Annotated in this window: 23 protein-coding genes and 2 tRNA genes; 11 read left to right on the top strand and 14 right to left on the bottom strand. The window is 64.1% G+C overall.

Annotation, left to right across the window (positions count from 1 at the left end; all coding sequences use genetic code 11):
* Positions 1–118: 118 nt before the first annotated feature.
* The 3 genes from EJ073_RS09970 (at position 119) to EJ073_RS09960 (ending at position 3,127) form a co-directional block, all read left to right on the top strand.
* Positions 119–1,132 (top strand): ABC transporter substrate-binding protein, encoded by a 1,014-nt coding sequence (locus EJ073_RS09970; RefSeq protein WP_126055573.1) that lies wholly within the window; start codon positions 119–121, stop codon positions 1,130–1,132.
* A gap of 164 nt (positions 1,133–1,296) precedes the next feature.
* Positions 1,297–2,151, top strand: coding sequence for an ABC transporter ATP-binding protein (locus EJ073_RS09965; protein WP_126055572.1), 855 nt, complete (start codon positions 1,297–1,299; stop codon positions 2,149–2,151).
* A gap of 97 nt (positions 2,152–2,248) precedes the next feature.
* Complete coding sequence (locus EJ073_RS09960; RefSeq protein ID WP_126055571.1) at positions 2,249–3,127, top strand: ABC transporter permease; 879 nt, start codon at positions 2,249–2,251, stop codon at positions 3,125–3,127.
* Between the two features lie 11 nt (positions 3,128–3,138).
* On the opposite strand, the gene EJ073_RS09955 is transcribed toward EJ073_RS09960, so the two are convergent.
* Complete coding sequence (locus EJ073_RS09955; RefSeq protein WP_126055570.1) at positions 3,139–4,491, bottom strand: sensor histidine kinase; 1,353 nt, start codon at positions 4,489–4,491, stop codon at positions 3,139–3,141.
* Entirely contained in the window at positions 4,481–5,149 is a 669-nt protein-coding gene (locus tag EJ073_RS09950; protein WP_126055569.1) for a response regulator, read from the bottom strand. The genes EJ073_RS09955 and EJ073_RS09950 overlap by 11 nt, the downstream gene beginning before the upstream one ends.
* Before the next feature lie 565 nt (positions 5,150–5,714).
* Here EJ073_RS09950 and EJ073_RS09945 point away from each other — a divergent pair.
* The gene (locus tag EJ073_RS09945; RefSeq protein ID WP_126055568.1) at positions 5,715–5,942 is read left to right on the top strand and encodes a DUF680 domain-containing protein; all 228 of its coding nucleotides are present in this window, start codon (positions 5,715–5,717) and stop codon (positions 5,940–5,942) included.
* A 199-nt stretch (positions 5,943–6,141) separates the two neighbouring features.
* On the opposite strand, the gene EJ073_RS09940 is transcribed toward EJ073_RS09945, so the two are convergent.
* From EJ073_RS09940 to purM, 3 genes are read right to left on the bottom strand one after another with little or no spacing between them, the layout of a single operon-like run.
* Positions 6,142–6,657, bottom strand: a complete 516-nt coding sequence (locus tag EJ073_RS09940) for a histidine phosphatase family protein (RefSeq protein WP_126055567.1) — start codon at positions 6,655–6,657, stop codon at positions 6,142–6,144.
* Positions 6,658–6,672: 15 nt separating this feature from the next.
* Positions 6,673–7,380 carry a phosphoribosylglycinamide formyltransferase gene (gene purN / locus EJ073_RS09935; RefSeq protein WP_126055566.1) on the bottom strand — a complete coding sequence of 236 codons (708 nt, stop codon included), beginning with the start codon at positions 7,378–7,380 and terminating at the stop codon, positions 6,673–6,675.
* Positions 7,377–8,456: a phosphoribosylformylglycinamidine cyclo-ligase gene (purM, locus tag EJ073_RS09930; RefSeq protein ID WP_126055565.1), complete on the bottom strand. Its 1,080-nt coding sequence runs from the start codon at positions 8,454–8,456 to the stop codon at positions 7,377–7,379. Before purM ends, purN begins: the two co-directional genes overlap by 4 nt.
* A gap of 250 nt (positions 8,457–8,706) precedes the next feature.
* Between purM and EJ073_RS09925 the strand changes: the two genes are divergently transcribed.
* From EJ073_RS09925 to EJ073_RS09905, 5 genes are all read left to right on the top strand, one after another.
* On the top strand, positions 8,707–9,264 hold the full coding sequence (locus tag EJ073_RS09925) for a CDP-alcohol phosphatidyltransferase family protein (RefSeq protein WP_126055564.1): 558 nt from the start codon (positions 8,707–8,709) through the stop codon (positions 9,262–9,264).
* The gene (locus EJ073_RS09920) at positions 9,236–10,438 is read left to right on the top strand and encodes an AI-2E family transporter (RefSeq protein ID WP_126055563.1); all 1,203 of its coding nucleotides are present in this window, start codon (positions 9,236–9,238) and stop codon (positions 10,436–10,438) included. The genes EJ073_RS09925 and EJ073_RS09920 overlap by 29 nt, the downstream gene beginning before the upstream one ends.
* 6 nt (positions 10,439–10,444) lie before the next feature.
* Positions 10,445–11,149 (top strand): DnaA regulatory inactivator HdaA, encoded by a 705-nt coding sequence (gene hdaA / locus EJ073_RS09915; RefSeq protein WP_126055562.1) that lies wholly within the window; start codon positions 10,445–10,447, stop codon positions 11,147–11,149.
* 80 nt (positions 11,150–11,229) lie between these two features.
* Entirely contained in the window at positions 11,230–11,484 is a 255-nt protein-coding gene (locus EJ073_RS09910) for an Arc family DNA-binding protein (protein WP_126055561.1), read from the top strand.
* Complete coding sequence (locus EJ073_RS09905; protein ID WP_126055560.1) at positions 11,481–11,903, top strand: type II toxin-antitoxin system VapC family toxin; 423 nt, start codon at positions 11,481–11,483, stop codon at positions 11,901–11,903. Before EJ073_RS09910 ends, EJ073_RS09905 begins: the two co-directional genes overlap by 4 nt.
* A 198-nt stretch (positions 11,904–12,101) precedes the next feature.
* Here EJ073_RS09905 and EJ073_RS09900 read toward each other — a convergent pair whose 3' ends face one another.
* From EJ073_RS09900 to EJ073_RS09890, 3 genes are all read right to left on the bottom strand, one after another.
* Positions 12,102–12,590, bottom strand: coding sequence for a hypothetical protein (locus EJ073_RS09900; protein WP_126055559.1), 489 nt, complete (start codon positions 12,588–12,590; stop codon positions 12,102–12,104).
* Positions 12,591–12,689: 99 nt separating this feature from the next.
* A tRNA-Pro gene (locus EJ073_RS09895) sits at positions 12,690–12,766 on the bottom strand.
* Positions 12,767–12,860: 94 nt separating this feature from the next.
* On the bottom strand, positions 12,861–14,024 hold the full coding sequence (locus tag EJ073_RS09890; RefSeq protein ID WP_245455708.1) for an NAD(P)/FAD-dependent oxidoreductase: 1,164 nt from the start codon (positions 14,022–14,024) through the stop codon (positions 12,861–12,863).
* A 323-nt stretch (positions 14,025–14,347) separates the two neighbouring features.
* On the opposite strand from EJ073_RS09890, the gene EJ073_RS09885 reads away from it, so the two are divergent.
* A complete protein-coding gene (locus EJ073_RS09885) occupies positions 14,348–14,653 on the top strand; it encodes an ETC complex I subunit (protein WP_126055558.1) in 306 nt (101 codons plus the stop codon).
* 55 nt (positions 14,654–14,708) lie between these two features.
* Positions 14,709–14,785, top strand: a tRNA-Arg gene (locus EJ073_RS09880).
* An 87-nt stretch (positions 14,786–14,872) separates the two neighbouring features.
* On the opposite strand, the gene EJ073_RS09875 is transcribed toward EJ073_RS09880, so the two are convergent.
* Genes EJ073_RS09875 through EJ073_RS09855 form a run of 6 tightly spaced genes read right to left on the bottom strand, consistent with a single transcriptional unit; the run spans position 14,873 to position 17,275 of the window.
* A complete protein-coding gene (locus EJ073_RS09875; RefSeq protein ID WP_126055557.1) occupies positions 14,873–15,931 on the bottom strand; it encodes a tyrosine-type recombinase/integrase in 1,059 nt (352 codons plus the stop codon).
* Positions 15,915–16,145 carry a hypothetical protein gene (locus EJ073_RS09870; protein WP_126055556.1) on the bottom strand — a complete coding sequence of 77 codons (231 nt, stop codon included), beginning with the start codon at positions 16,143–16,145 and terminating at the stop codon, positions 15,915–15,917. Before EJ073_RS09870 ends, EJ073_RS09875 begins: the two co-directional genes overlap by 17 nt.
* The gene (locus EJ073_RS31500; RefSeq protein WP_190233849.1) at positions 16,142–16,315 is read right to left on the bottom strand and encodes a hypothetical protein; all 174 of its coding nucleotides are present in this window, start codon (positions 16,313–16,315) and stop codon (positions 16,142–16,144) included. Before EJ073_RS31500 ends, EJ073_RS09870 begins: the two co-directional genes overlap by 4 nt.
* A gap of 49 nt (positions 16,316–16,364) precedes the next feature.
* Positions 16,365–16,775 carry a hypothetical protein gene (locus tag EJ073_RS09865; RefSeq protein WP_126055555.1) on the bottom strand — a complete coding sequence of 137 codons (411 nt, stop codon included), beginning with the start codon at positions 16,773–16,775 and terminating at the stop codon, positions 16,365–16,367.
* Complete coding sequence (locus EJ073_RS09860) at positions 16,759–17,067, bottom strand: hypothetical protein (protein ID WP_126055554.1); 309 nt, start codon at positions 17,065–17,067, stop codon at positions 16,759–16,761. The genes EJ073_RS09865 and EJ073_RS09860 overlap by 17 nt, the downstream gene beginning before the upstream one ends.
* 19 nt (positions 17,068–17,086) lie before the next feature.
* Entirely contained in the window at positions 17,087–17,275 is a 189-nt protein-coding gene (locus EJ073_RS09855; RefSeq protein WP_126055553.1) for a hypothetical protein, read from the bottom strand.
* Positions 17,276–17,301: the final 26 nt, after the last annotated feature.

The raw sequence follows: 17,301 nt of genomic DNA, 5'->3' as shown, positions 1-17,301 counted from the left end.
AAAGCTTGGGCATGCCATCACAGCGTCGCGGCGCTTGCCGTGACCGGCCTGGGAGCGGCCGGCAAGGAAGAAAATGCGGCGTCGCCAGATAGCGCGTCGCCCAGGTGGAGGAATTTACGTGACTGGTTTCATCTCGAAGTGCGCCTTGCGTTCAGCGGCGCTGACGCTTGCCATTGTCGCCACGGGCGCCACGGCGGCATCAGCGGCCGACAAGATCACCATTATCGTCGGCGGCATGGAAAAGCAGATCTATCTGCCGGCCGTGCTCACCCAGCAGCTCGGTTACTTCAAGGACGAGGGGCTCGATGTCGAGTTGGTCAACTCGCGCGCCGGCGTCGAAGCCGAGAATGAATTGCTGGCGGGCGCCGTGCAGGGCGTCGTCGGCTTCTACGACCACACCGTCGATCTGCAGTCGAAGGGCAAGTACATCCAGTCGATCGTGCAGTTCAGCCAGGCGCCGGGCGAGGTCGAGCTGGTGTCGGCCAAGCACCCCGAGATCAAGTCGCCGGCCGAGTTCAAGGGCGCGACCCTCGGCGTCACCGGCCTCGGCTCGTCGACCGATTTCCTGACCCAGTACCTGGCCGTGCGCAACGGCCTGAAGCCGGGTGACTACACGCTGCTGCCAGTCGGCGCCGGCAACACCTTCATCGCCGCCGTCAAGCAGGACCAGATCCAGGCCGGCATGACCACCGAGCCGACCATTGCCAAGCTGCTCAAGACCGGCGAGGCCAGCATCCTCGTCGACATGCGTACGCCGGAAAAGACCAAGGAAGCGCTGGGCGGACCCTATCCGGCGGCGTCCTTCTACGTACAGTCGGCCTGGATCGAGAGCCACAAGGAGGAGGCGCAGAAGCTCGCCAATGCCTTCGTCAAGACGATGAAATTCATCGCCACCCATTCGGCCGAAGAGATCGCCGACAAGATGCCGAAGGACTATTACGCCGGTAACAGGGACCTCTACGTCCAGGGGCTGGCCGGCGGCAAGGCGATGTTCACGCCGGACGGCCGCATGCCGGCCGACGGCCCGCCAACCGTGCTTAAGGTTCTCTCGACCTTCTCCAAGAGCCTGCAGGGCAAAGAGATCGACCTGTCGAAGACCTACACCACGGCATTCGTCGACGCCGCCAAATAGCATCGGTCGGCGACGGCGGACGCCCGGCCCGCCCTTGAGCAACAATGACTTGCGCCGCTCCGCTGAATCAATCCGGCAGCGGCGCCTTTCCAGATGCAGATGGACGACAAGCCAAAGGAGCTTGTGCCGCTGGCATCCATGCCCCATCACGACAGGAGTGTGCCATGCAACTGCAATCCATGGCGGCCGAGAAGCTGTCTCCGGCCGCGCCGCCGTCCGATGCCGCGATCGCCATTGATGACGTGACGCTTCGCTTCGTCACGCCCGACGGCCACATGATGACGGCGATCCGCGATTTCACCATGACGGTCGCGCGCGGCGAGTTCGCCTGTGTCGTCGGGCCGACCGGCTGCGGCAAGTCGACAACGCTCAACCTCGTCACCGGCCTGCTCAGGCCGACGACCGGCAATGTCCGCGTCATGGGCAAGCCCGTCACCGAGATCAGCCGCGACATAGGCTTCGTCTTCCAGGCCGATGCGCTGTTTCCGTGGCGCAGCGTCATCGACAATGTCGCCGCCGGCCCGCTCTATCGCGGCGTGTCCAAGGCGCGGGCCTATGAACGGGCGCGTGACTGGATCGGCCGCGTCGGCCTTGGCCGTTTCGAAAAGCACTATCCGCATCAGCTCTCGGGTGGCATGCGCAAGCGCGTCGCGCTGGCCCAGACCTTCATCAACCAGCCCAAGATTCTTTTGATGGACGAGCCGTTCAGCGCGCTGGACATGCAGACCCGCACCGCCATGCAGGACGAACTGCTTGACCTGTGGTCGGAGCAGAAATCCTCGGTCGTCTTCGTCACGCACGACCTCGAGGAGGCGGTGGCGCTGGCCGACAAGGTCTATGTGCTGACGGCGGGGCCGGGCACGGTCAAGAGCGTCTACCGCATCGACCTGCCGCGCCCGCGCGTCATGGCCGACATCCGCTATGACCCGAAATTCGTTGAGATCGCCAAAGTGATCTGGAACGACCTTCGCGAGGAAGTGCAGCTCGGCCAGAGCCGCAGCCTGCAGACCGGCCATTAGACTTGGGCGGCTGACCCGCTCCAATGATTTGTTTTTCGCAATTCCGGACGGAAACCGCTTGGCACTTTTCCTGGAATTGCTCCGAGAGGAGACCGCCATGACCGCCATCTCTCCCACCGTTGACCGGGCCGCTGCCCGCAATACCTCCATCGCCGTCGCCGAAGCCCGGGCAAGGGTGCGGCTGCGACGCCGCCATGCACTGGTCATCGGCCTGCGCTTGGCTATCCTGGTCGTCTTCCTCGGCCTGTGGGAACTCGGCGCCGACTACAACATCATCGATCCATTCTTCTTCGCCAGCCCGTCCGGCATCTGGCAGCAGATCTGGTCGTGGGTCACCGAAGGCACCTCGCAAGGCCCGCTCTGGCTGCAGATTTATGTGACGCTGGAAGAAACATTCCTCGGCTTCGTCATCGGCGCTGTAGGCGGCATCGCTGCCGGCATCATACTTGGCCGCAACCGGCTGCTGGCCGACGTCTTTTCGATCTACATCAAGATCGCCAACTCGGTGCCGCGCGTGGTGCTGGGCTCGGTGTTCATCATCGCGCTCGGCCTCGGCATGGCCTCCAAGGTCGCGCTCGCCGTGGTGATGGTGTTCTTCGTCGTCTTCGCCAACGCCTTCCAGGGCGTGCGCGAGGCGGACCGGTCGATGATCGCCAACGCACAGATCCTCGGTGCTTCGCCGTTCCAGATCACCACCTCGGTCATCATTCCGTCGGCGATGAGCTGGATCCTGGCCAGCCTGCATGTCAGCTTCGGCTTCGCGCTGGTCGGCGCCGTGGTCGGCGAATTCCTCGGCGCCAAGCAAGGCATGGGCCTGCTGATCTCGACGGCGCAGGGCGCCTTCAACGCCAATGGCGTGTTCGCGGCGATGATCATCCTGGCGGTGATGGCGCTTGTGGTGGAGTTCATCATCACCCGCTTCGAGGACTATGTCGTCAAATGGCGCCCGGCCTCGTTCAACGAGCAGGGGACATGAAGCTGTGATTGCTAGGCCAGGGGCAGCCGCACCTCGACCACCAGGCCGGCGGCCGCGCCATCCGCGAGGGTGACGCGGCCACCGGCATTTTCGGCCACCTCGCGTACGATGGCGAGGCCAAGGCCGCTGCCTTCCTCGGTTGCGTCGGCGAGGCGGTAGAAGCGCTCGAAGACATGCTCTCGCTCGTCCGCCGGGATGCCCGGCCCGTCGTCGGTGACCGTCAGCACCGCTTCGCCATCGATGGCGGCCAGTCTGACGGTGACGGTGCCGCCAGCCGGCGTGTAGCGCAGCGCGTTGTCGACCAGGTTGACGATCATCTCGCGCAGCATGGTGCCGTCGCCGACCACTGGCACCGGCCCGCTTTCGTCGAGCCCGAGATCGACGTTGCGCGCAAGCGCTGCCGGCGCTTGCGTCTCCAGCACATGGCGGGCGGCTTCCGTCAGGTCGATGCGATCGGCGCGCGGCCGCCGGCTTCCAGGCTCGGCCCGCGACAGGGTCAAGAGCTGTTCGGCCAGCCGCGCCAGCCGGCCGGAACTGGCCTGCAGCGCCACCAGCGCCTCCTGGCGCTGATCGGCCGCACTTTCGCGCAGCGCGTAGCTCGCCTGCGTCGACAGCAGCGCCAGCGGCGTGCGCAACTGGTGCGCGGCATTGGCGATGAAGCGCCGCTGCGCCGCCATCTGCCCCCGCACTCGCTCCATATAGGCGTTGAGCGCGTCGATCAGCGGCCGGATCTCGCTCTGCGCGCCAGTGACTTCGATCGGATCGAGGTCGCTGCGAGCCGGCGAACGCACGGCATCACGCAGCCTGATCAGCGGCGCCAGGCCGCGGCGCAAGCCGAGCAGCACGAAGACGCCGGCAATCGCCACCAGCATCAGCTGCTGGGCAAAAGCGTTGAACCACAAATGCCGTGCCATCGCATCGTGTCCGGCAAGCGTGACGCCGACGGTGACGGAAATCGGCGAGTCCGCGCCGGCGCCGATCACCGCATGGCTGAAGGTCAGCAGCCGCAACGTGCGGTCGCGATAGGTCGCTTCCAGGCTCGGGCGATCCTGCGCCTCGGGCAGGTCGGGATAACCGGTCAGCAGCCGTCCGCCCGCGGTCTCGACACGATAGTAGACGCTGTCGCGGTCGCCGGTGTCGAACATCTCGATCGCTGCCGGCGGCACAGTGGCGTCGAGCACGCCGTCGACGATTGCGACCTGTTCGGCGATGGCGCGCGCCGAACCCACCAGCATGCGATCCGTCACCAGGTCGGCGGTCGCCAGCGCGTTGCGATGGCTGGTCCACAAATTAATGGTGGCGAGCCCGGCGAGCGGCAGCACCACCCAGGCAAGCAGCTGCAGGCGGAGGCTGCTAACCGGCATCGCGCAGCAGATAGCCAAGGCCACGCAGCGTGGCGATCTGAACGCGCGAACCCTCGATCTTCTTGCGCAGGCGATGCACATAGATCTCGATGGCGCTGGGGTCGGCGTCTGTTTCGAAATCAAAGATCGCCGACGAGAGCGCCGCCTTGCTCACCGTGCGTCCCGCCTTGACCATCAGCTGCTCCAGCACGGCGTGCTCGCGCGGCGTCAGCGCCAGGGTCTCGCCGGCCAGCGAAAACAGCCGCGTGTTGGTGTCGAAGACGAGATCGCCGCAGGCAACGACAGGCGCGGTCCGGTCGTTGACGCGCCGCAACTGGACGCGGATGCGCGCCTCCAACTCCTCGACCTGGAACGGTTTGGCCAGATAGTCATCGGCCCCTTCGTTCAGGCCCTTGACGCGCCCGTCGAGGCTGGCGTTCGCGGTCAGCACGATCACCGGCACCCGGTTGCCGCGCGCCCTGAGCATGCGCAGCACGTCCAGGCCGCCCATGCGCGGCAGCGCAAGGTCAAGAATCACCAGCGCATGGTCGCCGGCGGCAAGCGCATGCTCGACATCCTCGCCGTCATGGACGATGTCGACGACATAATTGGCCTGGCGCAGCGTCTTGCCCAACCAATCAGCCAGTTCGCGATTGTCTTCGACAAGCAGCAGCCGCATTTTCTATCGCAGTTCAGGTATCTTGCCCGCCGCAGTCTCGTCGACCTTTCGACCAACGCAGCCGGCAGCGTCCGATGGGGTGCACGCACACAACGGATAATATCGATCCGCCCACAAGGCAAACCTTAGCTGGCTTGGCCACTGCAGAGCGGCAGGGAGGTCACCGACGAGAGGCGCTGCGTGTTGGATTCATGTCGCTGAACGACCGCATGGAAAGCAACCGGCACCTCCCCGCGGGCAGTGATCAGGCGCCAATCGACGAAAACAGAACCGATCGGTTCGATTTATGTTGACGCATTGTGCATCAGGTTGTGAACGCCGGCTCAAGTGATCTTGGCACCCGTGGCGGGTGGAATTTACTAACTGATTGATATCGCGAGATAACAGTGTGGCAGTAGGAAGCCTTGCGCCGGATTTCAAGCGCCGCGCCGAAGGTCTTTTCGGCACAACTTCGTGACTGGAAACGACAGCGGCCACGGCCCATCTCGGGGTGGTCCGAGCGACGCGAATTCCTCCCAAGGCACGCCACTTGACGGACAGAAGACAGAACTACTGGAGTACCTGAATGACCAAGATCGCTCTCACCGCCGCCGCCTTCCTCGTTGCCACGGGCAGCGCCTTCGCCGGCAGTGACCATTATGGTTCGAACAACGTCAACCAGCCGGCCGTCACCCAGCCTGCCGCCAATGTCGACATCACGACCACGGCGTCGATCCGCAAGCCGGTCGAGCATGGCAAGACCACCTCCGAAGTCGCCCAGCCTGAATCCGGCCAAGGCATCTGGGGCCGTTAAGCGGACCCGACAACCTGACCTGGTCGGCAATCGCTGATGACTTCGGTCATCGAATGCCTCGAGGCGGTGGGCTTGTCCCGCCGCTTCGCTTTTGCGCAAGCCTGAATCAAATCGGCAGCTTCGGCCCTGTCGCTTTGTTCGGATTTTGTCTTTCGGCCCCGCAAGCACCAAGGGCCGCGCCGCGACTAACCCAAGGCCGCTACCCCAACTCCTTCGGCCTGATGCAATGCGTCAGCCGCGCGCCGCCGAAGCCGAGATCCGCCCAGTCTCCCTTGAAGACAAACCGGGCCAATGCCGCCGTCGGGAATTTCTCCTCGAGCTTCCGCAGCGCGCGGGCATCCGACCCCGAACCCGCGAGCCGCCGCGCGAAGTCCTCGAGCCCGGGATTGTGGCCGAGCACCAAAAGGCTGGCCGCATCGGCCTTGCGCACGACGGCCAGCACATCCACCGCCGCCGCCTCGTACAGCGCATCCGTGAATTCCGCCGCAGCGCTCTTCGGCAATTCGGCCGCGACCAGCCGCCATGTGTCGCGGGTGCGCAGCGCGGCCGACACCAGCGCCAGGTCAGGCAGCCAGCCGCGCCGGGAAAGCTCGCGCCCAATCAGCGGCGCCGTCTTCAGACCGCGCGGGCCGAGCGGCCGGTCGAAATCGGCAAGCTTGGGATCGTCCCAGCTCGACTTGGCGTGGCGCAGGATGAGGAGTTGTCTTGTCGCCATGCCGCCCCCAATCCCTCAAGGCGTGATCCGCGCCAGCTGTTCGAGATCGCTTTCCTCGCGCAGCGGGTCGGGCGCCATTACCACGGAACTGCCGTTTTCGGCATCGTCGGCGAAGTGGGCGAGCACGGTGTGGCCGTTCTGCATGCGTGCCTTGCCTTCGGCGACCAGCCCCAGCGCCAGCGGGTAGAGCCGGTGCTCGGCCTTGAGCACGCGGGCGGCGAGCGTGTCCTCATTGTCGCCGACCATCACCGGCACGGCGGCCTGAGCGATGATCGGGCCGTCATCCATGTCGAGGGTGACGAAATGCACCGAGCAGCCATGGATGCGAACGCCGGCGCGCAGGGCGCGAGCATGCGTGTCCAGCCCCTTGAAGGCGGGCAGGAGGGCAGGGTGGATGTTGACCATCCGTCCTAGCCATTTCTCGACAAAGCGGGCGCCCAGGATGCGCATATAGCCGGCCAGCGCGACGATCTCGGCGCCGAAGCCGGCAAGCGCCGCATCGATCGCTCCGTCATGCGCTTCCTTGCTGCCATAATCCGAGCGCTGGATCACCTTGGTGGGAATGCCGCGCGCGGCGGCGATGGCGAGGCCGGCGGCGTTGGCCCGGTCGGAGATGACGCCGACGATCTCGGCCGGGTAGGCCGGATCGCTCGCCGCCGCGATCAGCGCCGTCATGTTGGAGCCGCGCCCGGAGATCAGAACGACGGTGCGTTTCCTGCTCATAGGCCGATCGAGCCCCGGTAAATGACGCCGGCGTCGCGGCGCGGCACGATGCGGCCGATAGGGGTCACCGTCTCGCCGGCCTCCTGCAGCACGGCGGCCACTTGCGCCGCCTGGCCGGAGGCCACGGCGAGGATCATGCCGATGCCGCAGTTGAAGGTGCGCATCATCTCTTCCGGCGCGACACCGCCGGTCTTGGCCAGCCAGGCGAACACCGGCGGCACGTCGATGGCGTTGAGGTCGAGCTCGGCGGAAAAATCCTTGGGCAGCACGCGCGGAATGTTCTCCGGAAAGCCGCCGCCGGTGATGTGGGCGAGCGCCTTGATGCCATGCGTGTTGCGGATGGCCTTGAGGATCGACTTCACATAGATGCGCGTCGGCTCGAGCAGCGCTTCGGCAAGCGTCGCCTCGTCGTTGAACGGCGCCGGGTCGCTCCAGGCAAGGCCGCTGCTAGCCACGATGCGGCGCACGAGCGAATAGCCGTTGGAATGAAGGCCGGAGGAGGCAAGGCCCAAGAGCACGTCGCCCTCGACGATGTCGTCGGTGGGCAGCAACTGGCCACGTTCGGCCGCGCCCACGGCAAAGCCGGCGAGGTCGTAGTCCTTGCCGTGGTACATGCCGGGCATCTCGGCCGTCTCGCCGCCGATCAGCGCGCAGCCGGCCTGCCGGCAGCCCACGGCGATGCCGCCGACGATCGATGCGCCCTGGTCGGGGTCGAGCTTGCCGGTGGCGAAATAGTCGAGGAAGAACAGCGGCTCGGCGCCCTGCACGACGATGTCGTTGACGCACATGGCGACAAGGTCGATGCCGATCGTGTCGTGCTTGCCGGCATCGATGGCGATCTTGAGCTTGGTGCCGACGCCGTCATTGGCCGCGACCAGTACCGGATCGGTGAAGCCGGCGGCCTTGAGATCGAACAGGCCGCCGAAGCCGCCGATCTCGCCATCGGCGCCCGGCCGGCGCGTCGCGCGCACCAGCGGCTTGATCTTCTCGACCATCAGATTGCCGGCATCGATGTCGACACCCGCTTCGGCATAGGTGAGCCCGTTCTTGCGCTCGGCTGTATCGCGCTTGGTCATGTCCGGCTCGTCGCTGTTTCCATTGCGGGCTCTTCGCATGAATGGTTTCGGGGAGCAAGGATGACGCGGCGGTGCGGCGGTTTTGCCCCCCAACAAACGTTCTTCTGCGTGAGCCGATCCCCCTGAAGGCGAGATTGGCCCGCATCGCAGCTTTCGCCATTCGCCAACGTCAGAGAATGAGGAGCGTAGTGCTTGCGCCAGCCTTCCATCTCCATCATCTATCTCTCGACAAGACGCGACGGGGCACACTTTGACCATCCCCAACATGATCACGATCATGCGCCTGCTGCTGGTGCCCGCCGTGGTGTTGGCGATGCTGCAAGCGCGTTGGGACTGGGCCTTTGCCGGCTTCCTCATCGCCGGCGTCTCCGATGGCGTCGACGGCTTCATCGCCCGCCGCTACAACCAGGTTTCGAAGCTCGGCGCCTATCTCGACCCGATGGCCGACAAGCTCTTGCTGGTCTCGGTGTTCGTGGTCATGGGCTTCATCGGACAATTGCCGCTGTGGCTGGTCGTCACCATGGTCTCGCGCGACGCGCTGATCGTTTGCGCGGTGCTTTTGTCTTCAGTGATGGCGCATCCGGTCGAGGTGAAACCGCTCTTTGTGTCGAAGGCCAACACCGCAATCCAGATCGTGCTGGCGGCGGTGGTGCTGGGTGAACTGGCGTTTTCCATCCACCCCGATCCGTTGCGGCCGGCGCTCATATTACTGTCCGGGGTCTTGACCGTGGCTTCGGCCGCGGCCTATCTCGTGGCCTGGCTGAGGCACATGAGCGGCTATGGCGAAGGCTCCAAACCGGGCACCTGACCAAGGATCCATCGAAGCGGCCGCCGAGGCAGCGGCGGCCGGCGAAGCCGCGTCCCTGGCGTTCCGCCGCCAGGTATTCTTCTGGCTGGGCACGGCCGTGTTCCTGGCGCTGTTCCTCTATGTCTTCTCCAGCATCCTTCTGCCCTTCGTCGCCGGCATGGTGCTCGCCTATTTCCTCGATCCGGTCGCCGACCGGCTGCAGCGTCTCGGCCTCTCCCGGCTGATGGCGACGGTGGTCATCCTGATCGCCTTCATCGTCGTCCTGGTGCTCGCCTTCGTCATCCTGGTTCCGGTTCTGGCGACGCAAATGGCCGATTTCGCCGGCAAGCTGCCGGAATACCTTACCCGCCTGCAGGCGCTGATCACCAGCTTCGATCCGAAATGGCTGGAACAGAGGTTCGGCGTCAACGCCAACAGCCTGCGCGACGGGCTGAACTCGCTGCTCACCTCCGGCTTCGGCCTGCTCACCACTGTCTTTACCTCGATCTGGAGTTCCGGCGTGGCGCTGGTCTCGGTGGTCAGCCTTTTCGTGGTGACGCCGGTGGTCGCCTTCTACATGCTGCTCGACTGGGACCGCATGGTGGCCGTCGTCGACAGCTGGGTGCCGCGCGACTATGTCGAGACGGTGCGCGTGATCGCCCGCGACATCAACATCGCGACCGCCGGCTTCGTGCGTGGCCAGGGCACGCTCTGCCTGGTGCTCGGCGGCATGTATGCCACGGGCCTGACGCTGACCGGCCTCAACTTCGCGATCCTCATCGGCCTCTTCGCCGGGCTGATTTCCTTCATCCCCTATGTTGGCTCGTTGACCGGACTTGTGCTCGCCGTCGGCGTCGCCTTCGTCCAGTTCTGGCCGGACTGGGTGATGATTGTTGCAGTGGCCTGCGTGTTCTTCGCCGGCCAGTTCATCGAGGGCAACATCCTGCAGCCGAGGCTGGTGGGAAAGAGCGTTGGCCTGCATCCGGTCTGGCTGATGTTCGCGCTGTTCGCCTTCGGCGCGTTGTTCGGTTTCGTCGGGCTTCTCATCGCTGTGCCGGCTTCGGCGGCCGTCGCCGTGCTGGTGCGTTTCGCCATTGCCCGCTACCTCGAATCGCCGCTCTACAAGGGCCACGTCACCGAGCCCATTCCGCGACTGCCGGCCGACCGTCGGCGGGGCGCCAAGCCGCGCGGCTGACGCGCCATGGCCGCTGACAGAACCGATCCGCCGCGCCAGCTGCCGCTCGATCTCGGTCACGGCACGGGCTATTCACGTGACGAGCTCGTGGTGTCTTCGACCAACGCCCAGGCGGTGGCGCTGGTCGATCGCTGGCCCGACTGGCCTTCGCCGGTCGTGGTGCTGGCCGGCCCGGCCGGCTCCGGCAAGACGCATCTGGCCTCGATCTGGCAGGCCCGCGCCAGCGCGCTAAGGGTGGATGCCGGACGCATCGAAGAGTGCATCGCCGACCTCGGCCACAGGTCCGTCCTGATCGACGATGTCGACAAGCATCCGGTTGACGAGACGGGCCTGTTCCATCTCATCAATACGGTCCGTGGCGCCGGCTCCAGCCTGCTGCTGACGGCCAGGCGCTTTCCCTCGGCCTGGGGTGTCGAACTGCCCGATCTCATCTCGCGGCTGAAGGCTGCCGCGACCGTCGAGATCCACGAGCCCGACGATCTTTTGCTTGCCGGCGTCATCACCAAACTCTTCGCCGACCGCCAGGTCGAGGTGGAGCCGCATGTCGTGCAATATCTGGTCAGGCGCATCGAACGCTCGCTGGCCACCGCCATGCGCGTGGTTGGACGCCTCGACCGCGCGGCCCTGGAGCGCAAGACGCCGATCACCCGGGCGCTCGCCGCCGAGACCGTCAGCGCCATGGACGAAGGGCAGGGCGAGTTCGAGATTTGAGTCTTGTTCGGCAGCCGACGCGTGACATCGGAGCCAGATAGTGATATCTGAGTGATGTCAATGACATCGGAATGATATCAATGCCATCTGTGACGATCAGAAACATTCCGGAAGAAACCCACCGCGCTCTGCGCGTGCAGGCCGCCATCCATGGCCGAAGCACGGAGGCGGAGATCCGGGCCATACTCGAGAACGCCGTGCGGCCCGAGGGGCGCGTGAAGCTGGGCTCTTTGCTGTCCGAAATCGCCCGCCGCGCCGGCGTGAAAGACGAGGATGTCGATGCGCTGGAGCAGGTCCGCGACAAAAGCCCGGCCGAGCCCCTGAGATTTGAATGATTCTCCTGGACATCAATGTCGTTTCGGAGGTGATGAGGCCGGAACCCCATCCGGCGGTGCTGGCATGGCTGGACGATCAGGCTGCTGAAACATTGTATATTTCCAGCGTTACGCTCGCAGAGGTGCTATTCGGTATCGAGGTGATGCCTGCGGGGCGCCGCAAGAATGTCCTGGCTGAGGCCTTTGCTGGCATATGCGCGGTGTTTGATCAGCGCGTTCTGCCATTCGACGTGCAGGCAGCGCGGCAGTATGCCGGCCTTGCCGCAAAAGCCAGAACGGCGGGCAAGGGGTTCCCCATACCCGACGGCTATATAGCGGCTATCGCCGATGCCAAAGGCTTCCACGTCGCTTCGCGTGACACGTCGGCCTTTCATGCGGCGGGCATACCAGTCGTCGATCCTTGGCAAAATGCGACGTAGCTGTCCCAATATTGGACCAAGCCACTGGCATCCATCTTGCACCGTCCAATATGCCGGCTGACCCCGGTCCCGATCACGTTCCAGATCGGGTTGTAGGCTCGCCGGGTGCAAGGCGGTTGGGGTTCTCGCCCGGCGAGCTTGCCTTTCAGAGACATCGAACTCACCCATCGAAATAGACAATTCAACAAGGCGGTTCGCCTAATTCCCCACTTCCCGGCAAGTTCCTCCAGGGTCGCCAGCAGCCTGTTGATCTGCGTATAGGAGGTCGTTTGCGGGCTGTAGCGCGTGACCAGGTATTCCCGGGTTTTGGCGAGTTGTATCAGGTGATGTGCCGTGCGCTTCCGCAGCTGACACCTCGATCCTGCCGTCCTCGATGCGGCCGGTTGGAGTCAGCGGATACCAGAAGTCGAGCGGCTCGCTGACCGGTACGGTGACGGAGATGCCTGCGAGTGCGGCCTCGCTTGCCGCGCGCCTGAGGCAGAGCACGCTCCCGGCCCGAAAGCCGAGTTCGGCCAGCGCCTTGAGCAGCGGCGCGCCGCCGCCCTGCGCGAAAGCCTTGTTGATGCGGTCGCCGGTCATCGGTGACCAGAGATCGCGCGGCACCCACGTCAGGCGCCGCCTCCTCGCGTCGACCAGCACAATGACATCGGTGTTCTGCAACCAGTCGTCCCGGTCGAGGACCGCCACGACAACGCGGCCATGGCTGGAGCCTTACTGGCCCGGATCGAGGCGGATTGGCTTGCCGCGTTTGCAAACTGGCGCCCATGCTCCGGCCCATAGCTGGAATGGTCGGAGTGGCAGGATTCGAACCTGCGACCCCCTGATCCCAAATCAGGTGCGCTACCAGGCTGCGCTACACTCCGAGGCCTCGCGGCGTATAGGGTTCCGGGCCCGCGAAGGCAACCCACGAAAAGAAAAAAGGGAAGGGCGGGAAAAAACGCTGCGCCCTGCAGCCGCTCAGCGCCGCTGTCCGGCGATCTTGCGGGCGATTGCGGCGCCCTGGATCCTAGCATTGGCAAAGCAGCCGCGGATGCTCGGCCGCATGCCGGTGAACCACAGGCCCGGCAGCTTTGGATCGCTGTCGGCGCCGTTGAACAGCGGCACGCCCTTGCCGTCGAGCACGCCGAGCTGGCCGAGCATCGGCTCCAGCCCGGTGCGATAGCCGGTTGCGGCGATCACGACGTCGGGCGTGATGGTCTGACCGTCATCCAGGATGACGCCGTCGCGGGTGAATTCCCTGACCTGCGGCACCACGATGACCCTGCCGGCCCTGATGGCATCGACGGCGCCGTCGTCGGAGGCGATCGCCGTATAGTCGGAGCCGAGGCGGCTGGCGCCGCCCAAGGGCGCGCGCGGCAGGCCGAATTTGCTGAGGTCGCCGAAGACAAGGCGCTGGGTCAGCGCCATCGCCCAGTCCGCCAGCCGCACGGGCAGCCGCGCCATGAAAGGCGAAAAACGGTGCACGGCGATCTGTCCGATGCGCTTGGGCAACAGCGAGGGGCCGTTGCGCGCCGCCAGCCACATCTGTCCGGTCTTGGCTCCGGAAAGGTGATTGAGCGCGTCGAAGCCCGAATTGCCGGCGCCGACCACCAGTACCTTCTTGTCCTCATAGTCCTTCGCCGCGCCAAAATCCGCCGAATGGACGATGCGCCCGGGAAAGTCCTCCATGCCTTTCCAGACGGGAATGAACGGCTGTCGGTCGCGCCCGGTGGCGACCACGACATGGCGCGCGCGCCGCGGCCCGGCGCTGGTCCTCACCGTCCAGTGATCGCCGTTGAAGCTCACGTCCTTGACGGCGATGCCGAATTCGACCGGCAGCCGGTGCGCTTCGGCGAAGTGATTGAGGTGGCCGATCACCGTGGTGCGGTGCGGAAACGCCGGCGTGCCGGCGGGATAGGCGACACCGGGCAGCGCGGAAAGATCGCGGTGGGTGTTGAGATGCAGGTTCTCATGCCGTCTGTGCCAGGGTTCGGCCAGCCTGTTTTCCCGCTCCAGCACCTGTGTCGCCACGCCGGCAGCGGCGAGCGCCTGGGCCACAGCGAGCCCGGCGGCGCCGGCGCCGATCACGATCGCGCCCTCGAAGGTTCCCGGTCGGCCGGCCGGCAAGGTTTCCGCTGCCATGTCTGTCATTGTCATAGCCGTGAGTGGCACACCAGTGTATCCGACATATGCCGCCTCCAGTCTCGCGCCAACCAGGCGCGTTTGCAAAACGTCGCAGGCGCGTTTTCAAAACGTCGCCGACCGCGTCGCCCGCGCGATTGCCAATCGTCGCCCGCGCGATTGCCAATCGTCGTGCGGTCCGTTGCAAACCCGCCTTGCCGCCGGCGTCATTGCACAGTAATGACGGGGTGGGCGCGCGACCGGGAGAACCTGAATAGGGCTTTTCGAGGGCGGGCGTCGGTACAAACGCCTGGAGTGCTGCTCCGGGGAGCAACGAGGTGGACATGTCCGCGCGCATTTTCAGCCCAGCCAAAACCGCGATGCAATCCGGCAAGGCCAAGACCGGTCGCTGGGTGCTGGAATTCGATCCCGCGCAGCGCAAGAAGATCGACCCGCTGATGGGCTACACCACCTCTGGCGACATGTTGAGCCAGATCAGGCTGACTTTCGACACCAGGGAAGAGGCGGTGGCCTATGCCGAGAAGGAAGGCCTTGCCTTCCGCGTCGAGGAGCCGAAGGAGCCCAAGCGCCGGCAGATTTCCTACGCGGAGAATTTCCGCTATGACCGCAGGACGCCCTGGACGCACTGAGCCGGCAAGCCGGACGGCGCCCTTCGCGAAGCATCAGCCGGCGCGGCCGGCCAGCGGTCCCGTAGCTCAGCTGGATAGAGCACCGGCCTTCTAAGCCGATGGTCGCAGGTTCGAATCCTGCCGGGATCGCCATGATTTCCTTGGATATTTTCGTTTGGTGGTAGCTCATTTTCTGACCTTTTCTAGACCCTTTTACAGTCATTTTACAATTTTTGTTCTCTAGGGGTTCTTTTCAGAGCGCAGGATAACCGCGTCGGAAAGCCCCTGGTCGGTGGCGAGATAATGCTTTTCCAGCACCGATCTGATTTCGGCCATTGAGTGGCCGGAGATGCGTGTAATGTCCTCGATCGAGGATCCTTCACGAGCGCGCTCGCAAATAAATGTGCCGCGCAGATCGTGATAGGTGACGCCTTCGATGTTGATCTCTTCCGAGCTCATGGCCTTGCCCCAGGAAGATTTGAAACCGTCCTTGGTCCACGGACGGCCGCGGGAGTTGAGGCAGATCCGCAGCTTGTCCTTGTTGGCCGGCAGCAGGGTGTCGAGCATGGTCTTGATGCGGGTGTTGGCCAGCACCTTGAGCTTCTTGCCCGTCTTCGACTGGGCGAACTGCAGGTATTTGCCGTCCCACTGCTTCCAGCTCATGGCGAGGATGTCACCCTGGCGCTGGCCGGTGGCGAGAGCGATCTCGAAAGGCAGCAGCAGATGCGGCTCAAGCTTTGCGCGAGCCAGTTCTATCTGCTCCTGGGTCCAGAGGAATTCCTTTCTGGATCCCTCGTAGAGCCGGTTGATGCCGGTGCATGGGTTCTTCTCGATGCCCTGATACTCGGTCTCGATGGCGTAGGAGAACGCCTTGGACAGCGAGAACAGTGCCTTGTCGGCCTTGCGTGGATTGGCTCGCATGGAGCGATGCCACTTGCGAATATCGCCCTTGAATCCCTTCGCCTGGGTGAAGGCGAGGGGACATTCCGGCCAGTGCTTTCGAACCAGCTTGTAGGCATAGAGATGATCGACCCTGGTGCTCTCGGCGAGAACCAGGAAGTCGGGATTGCGCTGATGCTCCGGCCCGGTGAAGTGCTCGATCAGATGATCCAGGGTGAGGATCACCTTGACCGTCTCGGCGGCCTTCTCCCTGAGACGGGCATGCTCCCGGGAGAAAGCTTCGGTATGCGGCTTCTCCTTCATCCTGGGTCCGCCACGCCAGGCGTAGTAGTAGGTCTCCTTGGATCCGTCGGCGAGCGTCATCTTGACTTTGTGGATGCCCTTAATCTTTACCAGCACGGCTATCCCTCCAGGCCTGATATTCCTCGAAGGTCTTAAAGGCCGCCGGCGAAGAGTCCTCGTCAAGAGCGTCTTTCGATTCATCTGCCCGAGATTTGGGGATAAGTCGGTAAATTGCATTTCCGACCTTGACTTCCACGATGGCTTTCTCTGCTTCGGCTGCCCGAATCAGGGATTGCACCTGGCGCTGAGAGATGGCGAGCGATCGGGTCACGATCGCTCCTCCAGATAATCGGCCCATGCCCGGAGGTTCTTGACAACCTCCTTGGTTGGCCGGGTAACCAGTTGCAGCTCGATGGATGACTGAAGCGCCTGGTCGCTGTTGTGGTTGAACAGCGCCAGGGTGGCTTCATCGACCATCTTCTGGGTCGGGCGGGTGACCATTACTTCCCCTCCAGTGTAGAGAGGAAGGCGCGGGCGGCGCGGGTGACGGTCATGGCGCTGCCTTTCTCAGGAAACCGTAAGCGAGAGCGCCGAAGCGCATGTCGTTGTCAGTCTCGCCATGCCTGAACGGATAGTCATGCCCGTCGATGCAGCGCATGACGTGGCCTTCTGGAATGTGGTCGTACCATTCGGCCGGGTAGAGCCAGAGAACGTTGCCTTCCTTGTCGGGCTCGTCCCATTTCTGACAACCGATCTGTTTGAGGGTTTCCTCAAAAAGAGCGGGCAGCTTGGCGAAGTCCATGATAGGCTTCGGAACTGTCAGCCCGTCCGTTCGGTCAAACTGAGGCGTTCTGACTTCGATGGGCTCGCCCGGTTCGGCGCCAATGGCCGCGCGAAGCTTCTCCGCAAACTGCGGGTCGTTCATGTCGAGAACGGCGTCGAACTTAACGGTATTTTTCATCGGTCTTCTCCATGATCACTTCTATTGCCAAAGCCTCCGCCTCATCCAGCGCTGGCCACGGATAAGCAAAACCGCTGTTCACTCGGACAGCATTCGCAAAGCCAGATTCACCGCACACGGCGTGAACCATTGCGTCCAGCGCCTCCCTCGCCAGCTTCAACGCCTCGCCTTGACGTGCCAGTTCGTCTAGAAGAGCGCGGATTTCGGCGTGCAGCGGCGGCTTCAAACCAAGTGATGCGTCGTGGTCGATGATCGCCCGCAACTCGGCCGCAATTCGCTCTACATCGGGCATGGCCCGCTCCTGGCCGGGGTTAGAGGGCATTGGAGGGCTCCGCGAGTTCTGCCTCAACAATTTTCAGCGCTTCATCGCGGAAGAAGAACAGTCCCTCATCAAAAACGAAGGCGGCAGCGGCGACATATTCATCGCTGCTTTCCTTTGAAACGGCACATTTCCCTGCCTGCAGGATATCGCGGACAATGATGAGAATTTCGCGATTCATCCCCACTCTCCATCTCTTCGCGGGAC

The sequence above is a fragment of the Mesorhizobium sp. M4B.F.Ca.ET.058.02.1.1 genome (assembly GCF_003952505.1).
Taxonomy (GTDB): domain Bacteria; phylum Pseudomonadota; class Alphaproteobacteria; order Rhizobiales; family Rhizobiaceae; genus Mesorhizobium.
Note: the sequence above shows the minus strand (reverse complement) of the source record. Positions and strands in the feature narration are given on the sequence as shown.

Bases quoted from the DNA above. Each gene is read 5' to 3' on its own strand.
- EJ073_RS09865 (WP_126055555.1), bottom strand. From the start codon at position 16,775: ATGAAAAATACCGTTAAGTTCGACGCCGTTCTCGACATGAACGACCCG.
- EJ073_RS09965 (WP_126055572.1), top strand. From the start codon at position 1,297: ATGCAACTGCAATCCATGGCGGCCGAGAAGCTGTCTCCGGCCGCGCCG.
- EJ073_RS09905 (WP_126055560.1), top strand. From the start codon at position 11,481: ATGATTCTCCTGGACATCAATGTCGTTTCGGAGGTGATGAGGCCGGAA.
- purM (WP_126055565.1), bottom strand. From the start codon at position 8,456: ATGACCAAGCGCGATACAGCCGAGCGCAAGAACGGGCTCACCTATGCC.
- EJ073_RS09950 (WP_126055569.1), bottom strand. From the start codon at position 5,149: ATGCGGCTGCTGCTTGTCGAAGACAATCGCGAACTGGCTGATTGGTTG.
- EJ073_RS09940 (WP_126055567.1), bottom strand. From the start codon at position 6,657: ATGGCGACAAGACAACTCCTCATCCTGCGCCACGCCAAGTCGAGCTGG.
- EJ073_RS09890 (WP_245455708.1), bottom strand. From the start codon at position 14,024: ATGGCAGCGGAAACCTTGCCGGCCGGCCGACCGGGAACCTTCGAGGGC.
- purN (WP_126055566.1), bottom strand. From the start codon at position 7,380: ATGAGCAGGAAACGCACCGTCGTTCTGATCTCCGGGCGCGGCTCCAAC.
- EJ073_RS09860 (WP_126055554.1), bottom strand. From the start codon at position 17,067: ATGCCCGATGTAGAGCGAATTGCGGCCGAGTTGCGGGCGATCATCGAC.
- EJ073_RS31500 (WP_190233849.1), bottom strand. From the start codon at position 16,315: ATGGTCACCCGCCCGACCCAGAAGATGGTCGATGAAGCCACCCTGGCG.
- EJ073_RS09885 (WP_126055558.1), top strand. From the start codon at position 14,348: ATGTCCGCGCGCATTTTCAGCCCAGCCAAAACCGCGATGCAATCCGGC.
- EJ073_RS09945 (WP_126055568.1), top strand. From the start codon at position 5,715: ATGACCAAGATCGCTCTCACCGCCGCCGCCTTCCTCGTTGCCACGGGC.
- EJ073_RS09955 (WP_126055570.1), bottom strand. From the start codon at position 4,491: ATGCCGGTTAGCAGCCTCCGCCTGCAGCTGCTTGCCTGGGTGGTGCTG.
- EJ073_RS09960 (WP_126055571.1), top strand. From the start codon at position 2,249: ATGACCGCCATCTCTCCCACCGTTGACCGGGCCGCTGCCCGCAATACC.
- hdaA (WP_126055562.1), top strand. From the start codon at position 10,445: ATGGCCGCTGACAGAACCGATCCGCCGCGCCAGCTGCCGCTCGATCTC.
- EJ073_RS09855 (WP_126055553.1), bottom strand. From the start codon at position 17,275: ATGAATCGCGAAATTCTCATCATTGTCCGCGATATCCTGCAGGCAGGG.
- EJ073_RS09910 (WP_126055561.1), top strand. From the start codon at position 11,230: ATGCCATCTGTGACGATCAGAAACATTCCGGAAGAAACCCACCGCGCT.
- EJ073_RS09920 (WP_126055563.1), top strand. From the start codon at position 9,236: ATGGCGAAGGCTCCAAACCGGGCACCTGACCAAGGATCCATCGAAGCG.